Raw genomic sequence first — 13,981 nt, forward strand, 5'->3', positions numbered from 1 at the left:
CGGGTGGCTGTCATGGGCTGTGTGGTGAACGGCCCCGGCGAGGCCCGCGAGGCCGACCTCGGTGTCGCCTCCGGCAACGGCAAGGGCCAGATCTTTGTGAAGGGCGAGGTCATCAAGACCGTCCCCGAGTCGAAGATCGTGGAGACGCTGATCGAGGAGGCGATGAAGATCGCCGAGGAGATGGAGAAGGCCGGCGTGACATCGGGCGAGCCGTCGGTGGCGGTGGCCGGCTGATCCCGTAGCGCCGACCGAGGACGGTCGGGCCGGGAGGACGCCTGGCGCTCTCCCGGCCGTCGTTCGACGCCACCCGCTCACCGCCGGCGGACCCTGCGCACCCGGCGAGCCGTCAGCGCCGCGGAGCAGGTGGTGAACAGCGAGGGCAACCGCCCCCATCGACGCCAACGGAGTGTCGGTCGTCGCCGTCCAGGCGCTGTACCGGATGGTGTGTGGCCTGCGGGACGAGGTGGGCGAGCTCAGAAAGCGCCTCGACGGCTGATCGCACCAGGTCGGCGGGCCCGCTGCCGGTCAGAGAACCGACGGGCGGGCGGCGCTGCTCAGCCACCGCGGGTACAGTGCGGACATCAGGCAGACCCCTTTGTGTGAGGCCCCCGCACTTGTTGACGCAGACCACTTCACGGGTCCTCGAACCGAGCGACCTGGATGCCGCACTCGCCGTACTCGACCGTGAGCCGGTCGCGAACGCCTTCGTGGCGGCCCGGGTCCGGATCGCCGGCCTGGACCCGTGGCGGCTCGGTGGCGAGATGTGGGGCTGGTACGAGGGGGGAGTCCTGACGTCCCTGTGCTACGCCGGCGCCAACCTGGTGCCCATATGTGCCACCCCACGGGCCGTCCGCGCCTTCGCCGACCGCGCCCGCCGGGCCGGACGCCGCTGCTCCTCCATCGTCGGCCCGGCCGGTCCCACCGCCGGACTGTGGCGGCTGCTCGAACCCCAGTGGGGCCCGGCCCGCGAGGTCCGCACCCACCAGCCGCTCATGGTCACCGACCGACTGCCCGCCGCCATCGCACCGGACCCGTACGTCCGCCGCGTCCGCAAGGACGAACTGGAGACGATCATGCCGGCGTGCGTGGCGATGTTCACCGAGGAGGTCGGCGTCTCACCGCTGGCCGGCGACGGCGGACTGCTCTATCAGTCCCGGGTCGCCGAACTCGTCGGCGCGGGTCGCTCCTTCGCCCGCTTCGACGCCGACGGCAAGGTCGTCTTCAAGGCCGAGATCGGCGCCGCGACCGACCGTGCCTGCCAGATCCAGGGCGTCTGGGTGGCCCCCGAGCACCGGGGCAGGGGCGTCGCCGCCCCCGGCATGGCAGCCGTCCTGCGCTACGCCCTCGCCGACATCGCCCCCGTGGCGAGCCTCTACGTCAACGACTTCAACACCCCCGCCCGCAGGACGTACGAGAGGGTCGGCTTCCGGGAGGCCGGCGCCTTCATGAGCGTGCTGTTCTGACGGGTCGGGGGGGTGTCGTCCTGATCCGGTCACCGGGCATCGGCGGTGCCGCGTCGACGCCGGTGAGCGGGGTCTGGCGCGGGCAGCCGCGAGGCGGGGACGGAGTCGACGCGACGCGGTACCTCCCTCGCGGGCGACGCCGGGCAGGTGGGGAGCCGGCGAGGGACGACACCGCGGCCCACGCCTCCCAGACATCGGGGGAGTGGGTGCGGGCCACGCGTCTGCGTCGCGATCCGAACGGCATCCACGGCCCTGTAGTCTCCCCGGCATGCTGAGCTTTCCCGGTCACGGCCGCTCCCAGCCCGACGACATCGTGATCGGCCCCCTCGACCTCCCCGGCCACGTCGACGAGGTGCTGGCGGTGCAGGCGGTGGCGTTCGGGCTCGGTCCCGACGAGGTGGCCGTCCGCCGGCAGATCGTGCTCCGTCATATGACCCTCCCAGGTGCCAGGGCCTTCGGCGCCACCGTCAACGGCCGCCTGACCGGCTTCGTCTACGGCATGCCCAACGACCGCACCCACTGGTGGTCCACCGTCGTCGAGCCCTATCTGCGTGCCCGGGGCCACGCCGACTGGCTCGAGGACTCCTTCGTCATCACCGAGCTGCATGTCCACCCCCGGCACCAGAAGCACGGCATCGGCCGCGCCCTGATCACCACGATCACCGACGGAGCCGAGCAGCCCCGCTCGATCCTCTCCGCGATCGACATCGAAAGCCCCGCCCGCCACCTGTACCGCTCCCTCGGCTACCAGGACCTCGCCCGGCAGGTCCACTTCCCCAGCGCCCCCATGCCGTACGCCGTCATGGGCGCCCCGCTGCCACTGCCTCGCGGGTAGCGGACGACCGCCGACGTCGGACAATCGATTTCCGCCGTCGCGTCCTGCCCGGCTAACCTCCTGTCATCACCCTCCCCCACTCTCGGCTGCGCTCGAGCGGGGGGACCCCCAGCAGCAGGAGTACGAGAGCCATGGCGAACGCACCGGTCCAGCGCATGTCCCAGTTGATGGCGAAGACGCTGCGCGACGACCCGGCGGACGCCGAGGTACTCAGCCACAAGCTGCTGGTCCGCGCGGGCTATGTGCGCCGTACCGCCGCCGGCATCTGGACGTGGCTGCCCCTCGGCAAGAAGGTCCTCGCCAACGTCGAGCGCATCGTCCGCGAGGAGATGGACGCCATGGGCGCCCAGGAGGTCCTGCTGCCCGCCCTGCTGCCGCGTGAGCCCTACGACGCCACGGGCCGCTGGGACGAGTACGGCCCCGAACTGTTCCGTCTCCAGGACCGCAAGGGCGGCGACTACCTCCTCGGTCCCACCCACGAGGAGATCTTCACGCTGATGGTGAAGGACCAGGCGTCCTCCTACAAGGACCTGCCGGTGATCCTCTACCAGATCCAGACCAAGTTCCGCGACGAGGCCCGCCCCCGCGCGGGCATCCTGCGCGGCCGCGAGTTCCTGATGAAGGACTCCTACTCCTTCGACCTGGAGGACGAGGGTCTCGCCCGGTCGTACGCCCTGCACCGCACGGCGTACCAGAAGATCTTCGAGCGCCTCGGCCTCGACTACCGCATCTGCGCGGCCACCGCGGGCGCCATGGGCGGTTCCAAGTCCGAGGAGTTCCTCGCCCCCGCCGAGGCCGGCGAGGACACCTTCGCGGACTGCCCCCAGTGCGACTTCGCCGCCAACACCGAGGCGATCGCCTACGAGCTGAAGCCGGTCGACGCCTCTGGCGTCCCGGCCGCCGAGGACATCCCCACCCCCGACACCCCGACCATCGAGACCCTCGCCGCGTCGCTCGGCGTGCCGGCCTCGGCGACGCTGAAGAACCTGCTGGTCAAGGTCGACGGCGAGATCGTCGCCGTGGGCGTGCCCGGCGACCGCGAGGTCGACATGGGCAAGGTCGAGGCGCACTTCGCCCCGGCCGCGGTGGAGATGGTCACCGAGGCCGACTTCATCGCCCGCCCCGACCTGGTGCGCGGCTATGTCGGCCCGCAGGGCCTGGACAAGGTGACGTACATCGCCGACCCGCGTGTCGCGCCCGGCACCGCCTGGATCACGGGCGCCAACAAGGCCGACACACACGCCAAGAACGTGGTCGCGGGCCGCGACTTCGAGGTCGACTCGTACGTGGACGTCGTGGTCGTACAGGAGGGCGACCCCTGCCCCGCGTGCGGCACGGGGCTGCGGCTGGACCGCGCCATCGAGATCGGCCACATCTTCCAGCTGGGCCGCAAGTACGCCGACGCCCTCAAGCTCGACGTGCTCGGCCAGAACGGCAAGCCCGTCCGCGTCACCATGGGCTCCTACGGTGTCGGTGTCTCCCGCGCGGTGGCCGCCCTCGCCGAGCAGACCGCCGACGACAAGGGCCTGTGCTGGCCCGTGGAGGTCGCCCCGGCCGACGTGCACGTGGTCGCCGCCGGCAAGGCGCTCCAGACGGAACTCGCCCTCGACGTCTCCGAGAAGCTGTCCGCCGCCGGCGTCCGTGTCCTGGTCGACGACCGCGCGGGTGTCTCCCCGGGCGTGAAGTTCACCGACTCGGAGCTGATCGGCGTCCCGCAGATCCTGGTCGCGGGCCGCCGCGCCGCCGAGGGCATCGTCGAACTCAAGGACCGCCGCACGGGCGAGCGCGAGGAACTGACCGTCGAAGAGGCAGTGACCCGCCTGACGGCCTGACGGCCTGACGGCCTGCCCAGGCAGTCTGCGGCGCCCGGCACAGCTGCGGGCAGTCGTGCTGCTGGGGCGGCACGGGTGGGCGCGGCGGCACCCCGCGAGCGCCGGGCTGCGCCACCCGTGCCGCCTCCACCTACGCCCTGCCGCCACCCCTGCCCCACGTCGGCAGGGGCCGGCCCTCCCGGACTGCGCGTCCGCGCTTCACCGCCGTACGGCGAGCACGTGGAACCGGCGGTCGACGAAACAACGGCCAGTGCCTGAGCGGCCCCGGGGCCCGAGTGCGCCCCGGACCAGTGCATTGGTCACCCGTGCCGCCCCAGCGGCACGGACTGCCGCAGCCGGGGAGACTGCCCGCGTCCCGGTGGCGTCCGCGCGCCTCACAGCCAGCCGGCGAACTCCAGCAGCAGTTCCGCGTCCCGCTCGCGCCCCACACGTCGGGCCCGTACGCCCGACTCCACCGCCCGGAACAGTGTCCAGCCCCGCAGCCGTTCCCGGTCGACCTCCAGCGACTCCGCGAGCCGCTTCACCCGCCGCCGCGTCGTCCCCGGGCCCGACGACTGGGCGATGAGGTCCTCCACGCGGTCGCGCACCAGCCGCGCCAGATCGAACGCGCATTCGCCGACCACCGGGTCGGGCCCCACCGCCAGCCACGGCATCCGCTCCCCGGCGAGCACCTTGCTCTGCCGGAACGTCCCGTGCAGCAGACGATGCTCGGGCGGCGCGGCCAGCAACTCCTCGCGGGCCGTCAGCGCCGCCTCCACCAGCGGGGCCACCTCCGGGTCGGCCGAAGCGCTCGCCCGCATCGCCCGCGCCTGCCGTCCCGTCCGCTCGGCCACCGTCTCGAAACCGTGTTCCTCCGGCGGGTCCACCCAGAGCCGGCGCAGTGTCCCCGCGGCCTCCAGCAGTGCCTTCGCCTCCGGCAGCGTCCGCACCGACACATCCGGTCGCAGCCGCTCCAGCAGCAGCGCCCCCTCGGTCCCGGACGACGAGGAGGACGGCTCCAGCAGCAGGACCGCTCCCAGCCCGTCCCAGTGCGCCAGCGCGGCGCGCTCGCTCTCCGGGCGTGCCCGGCGCGGCGCCAGCTTCAGTACGGCCGGCACGCCGCCGGCCGTACGCACCAGCACCACCAGGCTGCTGCGCCCGCCCGGCACCTGCACCCGTTCCACGGTCAACCCGCGCTGTGCGACGGACTCGTGCGCCACCTCCGGCAGCTTCTCCAGCCAGTCGTCGCCCTCGGGCGCGGTCTCACCGAGCGCCCTCACCAGACGCTGCGGCGGTTCGAAAACCATGCGCGAGCCGTTCCCTTCCTGCTGTACGCGGTGCCCGCCGCCCCGTCACGTCACGCGGTCGGCGCCGGTGTCACCGAAGCCGTACCACCCCGCTCGGCGAGCCCAGGGAAGGCTACGCTCCCCCCGCTCCAGCGCACCGACCGCACCGCCGCCTCCCGCATCGCCTCGGCGGCCCCACGGCGCCGCTCACCGGTGCTCGCACGCACCAGATCGGCGTACACCCCGGCCACCCGGTCCTCCAGTTCCGTCGCCAGCCGGACCGCCGCGGGTGCGTCCGGCACCGGGAACGGCAGGGCGTACCCCGCGGCGGCGGCGACGGGCGTGGCGCCCACGTCCTTCACCACCCGCACCAGAGCGTCCCTGCGCGCCCGGTGCGCGTCGTACGCCGTCCGTGCCTCGGCGCGCCGCTCCTCGCCGATCCGCCCGCCGACGATTCCGTAGCCGTACACCGCCGCGTGCTCCGCGGCCAGGGCCGCCTGGAGGGCCCGCAGTTCGTTGTCCTCCGCCTTGCGGTCCTCCGCCTTGCGGCCCTCCGCCTTGCGGCCCTCCGCCTTGCGGCCCTCCGCATCGCGCGCCTCGGTCACCGTCCGGCCTCCGTCAGCAGGTACACATGTGCCGCACCGGCCGCCGCCACCGAGGCCAGCAGCCGGGCCAGCTCGCCCGGCACGTTCAGCAGCGCCTTCGTCCGCCGGTCGGCGATCTCCCGCTCGGCGGCGGCGAGTCCGGCGAGGGCGTCCTTCTCCTTCGCGGGCACGGCAGGCGGGGAAGGCGCCGGGGACACCGTGGTGGAGCCGGACGGGGACGGTGACGCGGACGGCGGTGACGAGACCTTCGCCTCACCCCCGAGCGCCTCCGCGTGCCGGAGCACCTCCGCCCGCAGCGGACGCAGCCGCTCCGCCAGCTTCGGGTGCGCGGCGACGACCGCGTCGTACCGCTCCGCCAGCGCCGCACTGTCCCGGGCCGCACGCACGCGTGCCCGGTCGGCGGCCGAGGGACGGCTGCCGCCGCTGTCGGACGTGTCGGACTCGGCGGAACAGCCCGCCACCAGCAGGGTCGCCGGGGCGGCGGCGAGCAGGGTCCTTCGGCGCGGCCCCGAACGGGCCTGCGCAGACGAGGGGAACGGCACGGCAGACGTCCTCGGGGCTCGTACGAACGTGGCGGCGGAAGGGAGGCGGATCACTGGCCCGCGATCACGGTACCCGGGCGGCCACCCCGAGGCGGTCAGCGGCACCCCTCGTGACCGGGGTGGACGGCAACACCCCCCGCGACCGGATACCCTTTGACGCAGACACGCGCACCGTCCCACAACAGCACACGCGGCCGAGGAGTCACCCGGATGAGCACCACCCAGAGCGAGAGGCTTCGAGAACTTCTGGCACCGCTCGTCAGCTCCCAGGGCCTGGATCTCGAGGAGATCGCCGTGGACTCGGTCGGCCGCAAGCGTGTGCTGCGCGTCGTCGTCGACTCCGACACCGGTGCGGACCTCGACCGGATCGCCGATGTGAGCCGCGTGCTCTCGGCGAAGCTGGATGAGACGGACGCGATGGGCAGCGCGGAGTACACCCTCGAGGTCGGAACCCCGGGTGCGGAGCGCCTCCTCACCGAGCACCGGCACTACGTGCGCGCCACCGGCCGCCTCGTGCGGTTCCAGCCGGCCGAGGGCGGCGAACTGGTCGCCAGGATCATCGCGGTCGACGACGACGGCCTCGACCTCGAGGTGCCCGGAGTCAAGGGCCGCAAGCCCACCGCGCGCAGACTCGCCTTCGACGACATCGCCAGGGCACGCGTCCAGGTCGAGTTCAACCGCAAGGACGACGCGTCCGACAACAAGAACGACAAGAAGGAAGAGGAGGCGTAATCGTGGACATCGACATGAGTGCTCTTCGGCTGTTGGTACGGGAGAAGGAGATCTCTCTCGACCTGCTGGTCGAGGCGATCGAGTCGGCCCTCCTCATCGCCTACCACCGCACCGGGGGAAGCCGCCGGCACGCACGCGTGGAGCTCAGCCGGGAGACCGGACATGTGACCGTGTGGGCGAAGGAGGACCCGGAGGACCTCGAGGAGGGCCAGGAGGCCCGCGAGTTCGACGACACCCCGTCCGGCTTCGGCCGTATCGCCGCCACCACGGCCAAGCAGGTCATCCTGCAGCGCCTGCGCGACGCCGAGGACGACGCGACGCTCGGCGAGTACGCCGGCCGCGAGGGCGACATCGTCACCGGAGTGGTCCAGCAGGGCCGCGACCCCAAGAACGTGCTGGTCGACATCGGCAGGCTGGAGGCCATCCTGCCGGTGCAGGAGCAGGTCCCCGGCGAGACCTACCCGCACGGCCTGCGGCTGCGGTCGTACGTCGTCCGGGTGGCCAAGGGTGTGCGCGGCCCGTCCGTCACCCTTTCGCGCACACATCCCAATCTGGTGAAGAAGCTGTTCGCCCTGGAGGTGCCGGAGATCGCCGACGGCTCCGTGGAGATCGCCGCGATCGCCCGTGAGGCCGGTCACCGCACCAAGATCGCCGTCCGGTCCACCCGGTCGGGTCTGAACGCCAAGGGCGCCTGCATCGGCCCCATGGGCGGCCGGGTGCGCAGTGTCATGGGCGAGCTGAACGGCGAGAAGATCGACATCGTCGACTGGTCCGACGACCCGGCCGACATGGTGGCGAACGCGCTGTCGCCGGCCCGGGTCTCCAAGGTGGAGGTCGTCGACCTGGCCGCCCGGTCCGCACGGGTCACCGTGCCGGACTACCAACTGTCCCTGGCGATCGGCAAGGAGGGGCAGAACGCCCGTCTCGCCGCCCGTCTGACCGGCTGGCGGATCGACATCCGGCCGGACACGGAACAAGCCGGGGAGCGGTCCGGCGAATAGCCGGGGGAATGGATCCAAGCCGCGGTGCGCTGAGATCACGACAGCTTTTGCCGCGGCAGGCGTTCGATTCTTGCCCCAAAGGGGTGAGGTCGGTCCGGGGAGGTAGACTGAGGGATGTCTGGCCGGACACGTGCTGGCGTATGCCCTGAGCGCACCTGCGTGGGGTGCCGGGAGCGAGCGGTCAAGAGCGAGCTGCTGCGGATCGTGGTGATCGAGGACGCGTGCGTCCCGGATCCTCGCGGTACGCTGCCCGGCCGGGGTGCGTACGTGCATCCCGCCCCGGTCTGTCTCGACCAGGCAGTGCGCCGCAGGGCGTTTCCCAGGGCGCTGCGCGTCCCGGGACCGCTCGACGTAAAGGCGTTGCGCCACTACGTCGAGCAGGCACAAGGTTGCCGGTCAGCGGCTTCCACGCCGGCTGAACAGGCAACACGGTAAGAACATGCCGTACGGAGACCCCCGTGCGGTCTGGTACCTCGCGAGTCGAAAGCAGGTCGAGATTGCGATGAGCACTCGATGAGTACGCGATGAGTACGCCCATGAACTAGCGACGGTCCGGACGCAACCCGGACCTCAGAGGAGCGAAGTGGCTAAGGTCCGGGTCTACGAACTCGCCAAGGAGTTCGGTGTGGAGAGCAAGGTCGTCATGGCCAAGCTCCAGGAACTCGGTGAGTTCGTCCGTTCGGCGTCTTCGACCATCGAAGCGCCCGTAGTACGCAAGCTGACAGACGCCTTCCAGCAGGGCGGGGGCAACGGCAAGTCCGCCGCGAAGCCCGGCGCCCCCCGGAAGGCGGCTCCCAGGCCTCCCGCGCCGTCTCCGGCGCAGGGGGCCCGTCCGGCTGCGCCCAAGCCGCCGTCGGCGCCCAAGCCCGCCGCGGCCCAGCCGCCGGTGACCCCGTCGGCTCCCGAGCCGGCGGCCTCCGGTCCGCGCCCGACGCCGGGCCCGCGGCCCGCACCGCGTCCGGCTCCGGCGGCCCCGGAATTCCAGGCCCCGCCCGCGGCGGCGGCTCCGGCTCCGGCCCCGGCTCCGGCTTCGTCCGGTCCCAGGCCCGGCGGCGCGCGTCCCGGTGCCCCCAAGCCCGCCGGCCGTCCGGCCGGTCCGGGTCAGGGTCAGGGCGGCCAGGGCCGTCCGTCCGGCCAGGGGCAGCGTCCCGGTGGCGGCGCCCCGCGTCCGGGCGGTCGCCCGGCCGGTCCGCGTCCCGGTAACAACCCGTTCACCTCCGGTGGCTCCACCGGCATGGCCCGTCCGCAGGCGCCGCGCCCGCAGGGCCAGCGTCCCGGCGGTCCCGGTGCCCCCGGTGCGGGTCCCCGTCCCCAGGCCCCAGGTGGCCAGGGCGGCGGTCCCCGTCCGCAGGCTCCGGGCGGGCAGCGCCCGACTCCGGGTGGGATGCCGCGTCCGCAGGGCGGTCCCCGTCCCGGCGGCGGCCCCGGTGGTCCGCGTCCCAACCCCGGCATGATGCCGCAGCGTCCCGCTGCGGGTCCGCGTCCCGGTGGCGGCCCCGGTGGCCGCGGTCCGGGCGGTGCGGGCCGTCCCGGCGGTGGCGGTGGCGGTCGTCCCGGCGGCGGTGGCGGTTTCGCCGGTCGTCCCGGTGGCGGCGGCGGTGCCGGTCGTCCCGGCGGCGGTGGCGGTTTCGCCGGTCGTCCCGGTGGCGGCGGCTTCGGTGGCGGCGGTGGCCGTCCCGGCTTCGGTGGCCGTCCCGGCGGTCCCGGTGGCCGTGGTGGCACGCAGGGCGCCTTCGGCCGTCCCGGCGGTCCCGCGCGTCGTGGCCGCAAGTCGAAGCGGCAGAGGCGCCAGGAGTACGAGGCCATGCAGGCCCCGTCGGTCGGCGGTGTGATGCTGCCTCGCGGCAACGGCGAAGCCATTCGCCTGTCGCGCGGTGCCTCGCTCACCGACTTCGCGGAGAAGATCAACGCCAACCCGGCGTCGCTCGTCGCGGTCATGATGAACCTCGGCGAGATGGTCACCGCGACCCAGTCCGTCTCCGACGAGACGCTCCAGCTCCTCGCGGGCGAGATGAACTACACCGTTCAGATCGTCAGCCCGGAGGAGGAGGACCGCGAGCTGCTCGAGTCCTTCGACCTGGAGTTCGGCGAGGACGAGGGCGACGAGGAGGACCTGGTGGTCCGTCCGCCGGTCGTCACCGTCATGGGTCACGTCGACCACGGCAAGACCCGCCTCCTCGACGCCATCCGCAAGACGAACGTCATCGCGGGCGAGGCAGGCGGCATCACCCAGCACATCGGTGCCTACCAGGTGGCGACCGAGGTCAACGAGGAAGAGCGCAGGATCACCTTCATCGACACCCCGGGTCACGAGGCGTTCACCGCCATGCGTGCCCGTGGTGCGCGGTCGACGGACATCGCGATCCTGGTCGTCGCGGCCAACGACGGCGTCATGCCGCAGACGGTCGAGGCGCTCAACCACGCCAAGGCGGCCGAGGTCCCGATCGTCGTCGCGGTCAACAAGATCGACGTCGAGGGTGCCGACCCGACCAAGGTGCGCGGTCAGCTGACCGAGTACGGCCTGGTGGCCGAGGAGTTCGGCGGCGACACCATGTTCGTCGACATCTCCGCCAAGCAGGGCCTGCACATCGACAGCCTCCTGGAGGCCGTCATCCTCACCGCGGACGCCTCGCTCGACCTGCGGGCCAACCCCACGCAGGACGCGCAGGGCATCTCGATCGAGTCCCGGCTCGACCGCGGCCGTGGTGCCGTGGCAACGGTCCTCGTCCAGCGAGGCACGCTGCGGGTCGGCGACACGATGGTGGTGGGCGACGCCTACGGCCGTGTGCGCGCCATGCTCGACGACAACGGCAACAACGTCGCCGAGGCGGGCCCGTCGACGCCGGTCCAGGTCCTGGGCCTGACCAACGTCCCGGGTGCGGGCGACAACTTCATCGTCGTCGACGAGGACCGTACGGCCCGTCAGATCGCCGAGAAGCGCGCCGCCCGTGAGCGCAACGCCGCGTTCGCCAAGCGCACGCGCCGCGTGTCGCTGGAGGACCTGGACAAGGTGCTCAAGGCCGGCGAGGTCCAGCAGCTGAACCTGATCATCAAGGGTGACGCGTCCGGATCGGTCGAGGCCCTCGAGTCCTCGCTGCTCCAGCTGGACGTCGGCGAAGAGGTCGACATCCGCGTCCTGCACCGCGGCGTCGGTGCGGTCACGGAGTCCGACATCGACCTGGCGATGGGTTCCGACGCCATCGTGATCGGCTTCAACGTGCGCGCCGCCGGGCGTGCCGCGCAGATGGCCGAGCGCGAGGGTGTGGACGTCCGGTACTACTCGGTCATCTACCAGGCGATCGAGGAGATCGAGGCGGCCCTCAAGGGCATGCTCAAGCCGGAGTACGAGGAAGTCGAGCTCGGTACGGCGGAGATCCGCGAGATCTTCCGCTCCTCCAAGCTGGGCAACATCGCGGGTGTTCTCATCCGCTCCGGCGAGGTCAAGCGCAACACCAAGGCGCGCTTGCTCCGTGACGGCAAGGTCATCGCGGAGAACCTCAACATCGTGGGCCTGCGTCGCTTCAAGGACGACGTCACCGAGATCCGCGAAGGCTTCGAGGGCGGTATCAACCTCGGAAACTTCAACGACATCAAGGTCGACGACGTCATCGCGACGTACGAGATGCGCGAGAAGCCGCGGGTGTAACACCCCACGGTGAACACCGGCCGGCGGGACCACGGTCCCGCCGGCCGGCTCGTGTGTGCGGGGGCGGGCCTGCCAGGCGCTCCCGGGGGTGGTCCGGGCAGGTCCGGGGAACCCCGAGGGGCACCGGTGGGCGCAATATCCGTCGATCACCGTGCCCCCTTCGATGTACGGTTCTGAAGTCCCCGCCCACCACCGACGGCGGGGTCACCGATCCCGTACCGGCGGGTGAACCGGTTGCACACATGTATGTGGGGACGCTGTCCTTCGACCTCCTCCTCGGCGACGTACGGTCGCTGAAGGAGAAGCGCTCCGTCGTCCGCCCGATCGTCGCCGAGCTCCAGCGCAAGTACGCGGTGAGCGCGGCCGAGGTGGATCACATGGATCTCCATCGCAGGGTGGTCATCGGCCTGGCGATGGTGTCCGGCGACGCGGGGCACCTGAGTGACGTACTGGACCGGTGCGAGCGGCTGGTCGCCGGGCGCCCCGAGGTGGAGCTGCTGTCCGTCAGGCGGCGCTTCCACGGTGAAGACGACTGACGACCACAGCCCAGAGACACGCAGACAGGAAAGAACGGGAGACGGACCAGTGGCCGACAACGCGCGGGCGAAAAGGCTGGCGGACCTCATCCGAGAGGTGGTGGCCCAGAAGCTGCAGCGCGGGATCAAGGACCCGCGGCTCGGCTCGCACGTCACCATCACGGACACCCGGGTCACGGGTGACCTCAGGGAGGCGACCGTCTTCTACACCGTGTACGGGGACGACGAGGAGCGCAAGGCCGCCGCGGCGGGCCTGGAGAGCGCCAAGGGCATCCTGCGCTCCGAGGTGGGCCGGGCGGCCGGCGTGAAGTTCACGCCGACCCTGGCCTTCGTCATGGACGCCCTGCCGGACACGGCACGCAACATCGAGGACCTCCTCGACCGGGCGCGCCAGTCCGACGAGAAGGTGCGCGAGGCGTCCGCGGGCGCCGCGTACGCCGGCGACGCCGACCCGTACCGCAAGCCGGAAGACGACGAGACGGACGACACCGCCGAATGACCCAGAAGCACACCACGCCCGACGGCCTTGTCATCGTCGACAAGCCGTCGGGCTTCACTTCGCACGACGTGGTCGCCAAGATGCGCGGCATCGCCCGCACCCGGCGCGTCGGCCACGCCGGCACCCTCGACCCGATGGCGACGGGAGTCCTCGTCCTCGGGATCGAGCGGGCGACCAAGCTCCTCGGCCACCTGGCGCTGACCGAGAAGGAGTACGTGGGCACCGTCCGGCTCGGGCAGAACACACTCACCGACGACGCCGAGGGGGACATCACCTCCTCCACCGACGCCTCCGGGATCACCCGGGAGGCCGTCGACGCCGGTGTCGCCAAGCTGACCGGCGACATCATGCAGGTGCCGTCCAAGGTCAGCGCCATCAAGATCAACGGGGTGCGTTCCTACAAGCGCGCGCGGGAGGGCGAGGAGTTCGACATCCCCGCCCGTCCGGTCACCGTCTCCTCGTTCTCCGTGTACGACGTCCGGGACACCGTCGCCGAGGACGGCACCCCGGTGCTCGACCTGCTGGTCTCGGTCGTCTGCTCCTCCGGCACCTACATCCGCGCCCTCGCCCGGGACCTGGGCGCGGGCCTGGGCGTCGGCGGCCACCTCACCGCGCTGCGCCGCACCCGCGTCGGCCCGTACAAGCTGGACTCCGCCAAGACGCTGGAGCAGCTCCAGCAGGACCTGACGGTGATGCCGATCGCCGACGCCGCCACGGCCGCGTTCCCGCGCTGGGCGGTCGACGAGCGGCGGGCCCGGCTGCTCATCAACGGGGTGCGGCTGGACATGCCCGAGGAGTACGCCGGCTCCGGAACCGTGGCCGTCTTCGGTCCCGGGGACCGGTTCCTGGCGCTCGTCGAGGAACATCGGGGGAAGGCGAAGAGCCTCGCCGTCTTCGGCTGAGGGGCCGCCGGACCGAGGGCCCGCCCGTGGAGCGGCGTCACGGGGATGGACATGCCGCCGCCCCACGGTCCCCCTCGGTTCCCCCACCCCTAGGGTGTATCCATCCACGCCCGCCTGTTCACC

At 72.2% G+C, this 13,981-nt stretch carries 13 protein-coding genes and 1 pseudogene; 11 read left to right on the forward strand and 3 right to left on the reverse strand.

Annotation, left to right across the window (positions count from 1 at the left end; genetic code table 11):
- The 4 genes and pseudogenes from ACZ5C2_RS35030 to ACZ5C2_RS35045 all read left to right on the forward strand — a co-directional run.
- Positions 1-234, forward strand: a pseudogene (locus ACZ5C2_RS35030) (flavodoxin-dependent (E)-4-hydroxy-3-methylbut-2-enyl-diphosphate synthase); the annotation flags it as partial.
- A gap of 380 nt (positions 235-614) precedes the next feature.
- Complete coding sequence (locus ACZ5C2_RS35035) at positions 615-1,463, forward strand: GNAT family N-acetyltransferase (protein WP_468800369.1); 849 nt, start codon at positions 615-617, stop codon at positions 1,461-1,463.
- 268 nt (positions 1,464-1,731) lie between these two features.
- Positions 1,732-2,298: a GNAT family N-acetyltransferase gene (locus tag ACZ5C2_RS35040; RefSeq protein ID WP_468800371.1), complete on the forward strand. Its 567-nt coding sequence runs from the start codon at positions 1,732-1,734 to the stop codon at positions 2,296-2,298.
- Between the two features lie 131 nt (positions 2,299-2,429).
- Positions 2,430-4,130: a proline--tRNA ligase gene (locus ACZ5C2_RS35045; RefSeq protein WP_468800373.1), complete on the forward strand. Its 1,701-nt coding sequence runs from the start codon at positions 2,430-2,432 to the stop codon at positions 4,128-4,130.
- Between the two features lie 374 nt (positions 4,131-4,504).
- On the opposite strand, the gene ACZ5C2_RS35050 is transcribed toward ACZ5C2_RS35045, so the two are convergent.
- The 3 genes from ACZ5C2_RS35050 to ACZ5C2_RS35060 all read right to left on the reverse strand — a co-directional run bounded on the left by ACZ5C2_RS35050 (position 4,505) and on the right by ACZ5C2_RS35060 (position 6,542).
- Positions 4,505-5,416 (reverse strand): aminoglycoside phosphotransferase family protein, encoded by a 912-nt coding sequence (locus tag ACZ5C2_RS35050; protein WP_468800375.1) that lies wholly within the window; start codon positions 5,414-5,416, stop codon positions 4,505-4,507.
- Positions 5,417-5,466: 50 nt separating this feature from the next.
- The gene (locus tag ACZ5C2_RS35055; RefSeq protein ID WP_468800480.1) at positions 5,467-5,907 is read right to left on the reverse strand and encodes a ferritin-like domain-containing protein; all 441 of its coding nucleotides are present in this window, start codon (positions 5,905-5,907) and stop codon (positions 5,467-5,469) included.
- 89 nt (positions 5,908-5,996) lie between these two features.
- Positions 5,997-6,542, reverse strand: coding sequence for a hypothetical protein (locus ACZ5C2_RS35060; protein WP_468800377.1), 546 nt, complete (start codon positions 6,540-6,542; stop codon positions 5,997-5,999).
- Between the two features lie 210 nt (positions 6,543-6,752).
- Here ACZ5C2_RS35060 and rimP point away from each other — a divergent pair, with 210 nt between their 5' ends.
- The 7 genes from rimP to truB all read left to right on the forward strand — a co-directional run bounded on the left by rimP (position 6,753) and on the right by truB (position 13,858).
- Complete coding sequence (rimP, locus tag ACZ5C2_RS35065) at positions 6,753-7,274, forward strand: ribosome maturation factor RimP (RefSeq protein ID WP_468800379.1); 522 nt, start codon at positions 6,753-6,755, stop codon at positions 7,272-7,274.
- Between the two features lie 2 nt (positions 7,275-7,276).
- Positions 7,277-8,275: a transcription termination factor NusA gene (gene nusA / locus ACZ5C2_RS35070; RefSeq protein WP_468800381.1), complete on the forward strand. Its 999-nt coding sequence runs from the start codon at positions 7,277-7,279 to the stop codon at positions 8,273-8,275.
- Positions 8,276-8,389: 114 nt separating this feature from the next.
- Complete coding sequence (locus ACZ5C2_RS35075) at positions 8,390-8,710, forward strand: YlxR family protein (RefSeq protein ID WP_468800383.1); 321 nt, start codon at positions 8,390-8,392, stop codon at positions 8,708-8,710.
- 148 nt (positions 8,711-8,858) lie between these two features.
- Positions 8,859-11,921: a translation initiation factor IF-2 gene (infB, locus tag ACZ5C2_RS35080; protein WP_468800385.1), complete on the forward strand. Its 3,063-nt coding sequence runs from the start codon at positions 8,859-8,861 to the stop codon at positions 11,919-11,921.
- 242 nt (positions 11,922-12,163) lie between these two features.
- Complete coding sequence (locus ACZ5C2_RS35085) at positions 12,164-12,457, forward strand: DUF503 domain-containing protein (RefSeq protein ID WP_468800387.1); 294 nt, start codon at positions 12,164-12,166, stop codon at positions 12,455-12,457.
- 49 nt (positions 12,458-12,506) lie between these two features.
- Positions 12,507-12,956, forward strand: a complete 450-nt coding sequence (rbfA, locus tag ACZ5C2_RS35090) for a 30S ribosome-binding factor RbfA (protein ID WP_468800389.1) — start codon at positions 12,507-12,509, stop codon at positions 12,954-12,956.
- Complete coding sequence (gene truB / locus ACZ5C2_RS35095; RefSeq protein WP_468800390.1) at positions 12,953-13,858, forward strand: tRNA pseudouridine(55) synthase TruB; 906 nt, start codon at positions 12,953-12,955, stop codon at positions 13,856-13,858. Before rbfA ends, truB begins: the two co-directional genes overlap by 4 nt.
- Positions 13,859-13,981 lie beyond the last annotated feature (123 nt).

This window comes from Streptomyces sp. NPDC031365 (assembly GCF_055569765.1).

Bases quoted from the DNA above. Each gene is read 5' to 3' on its own strand.
- ACZ5C2_RS35050 (WP_468800375.1), bottom strand. From the start codon at position 5,416: ATGGTTTTCGAACCGCCGCAGCGTCTGGTGAGGGCGCTCGGTGAGACC.
- ACZ5C2_RS35045 (WP_468800373.1), top strand. From the start codon at position 2,430: ATGGCGAACGCACCGGTCCAGCGCATGTCCCAGTTGATGGCGAAGACG.
- ACZ5C2_RS35075 (WP_468800383.1), top strand. From the start codon at position 8,390: ATGTCTGGCCGGACACGTGCTGGCGTATGCCCTGAGCGCACCTGCGTG.
- rimP (WP_468800379.1), top strand. From the start codon at position 6,753: ATGAGCACCACCCAGAGCGAGAGGCTTCGAGAACTTCTGGCACCGCTC.
- ACZ5C2_RS35040 (WP_468800371.1), top strand. From the start codon at position 1,732: ATGCTGAGCTTTCCCGGTCACGGCCGCTCCCAGCCCGACGACATCGTG.
- ACZ5C2_RS35085 (WP_468800387.1), top strand. From the start codon at position 12,164: ATGTATGTGGGGACGCTGTCCTTCGACCTCCTCCTCGGCGACGTACGG.
- truB (WP_468800390.1), top strand. From the start codon at position 12,953: ATGACCCAGAAGCACACCACGCCCGACGGCCTTGTCATCGTCGACAAG.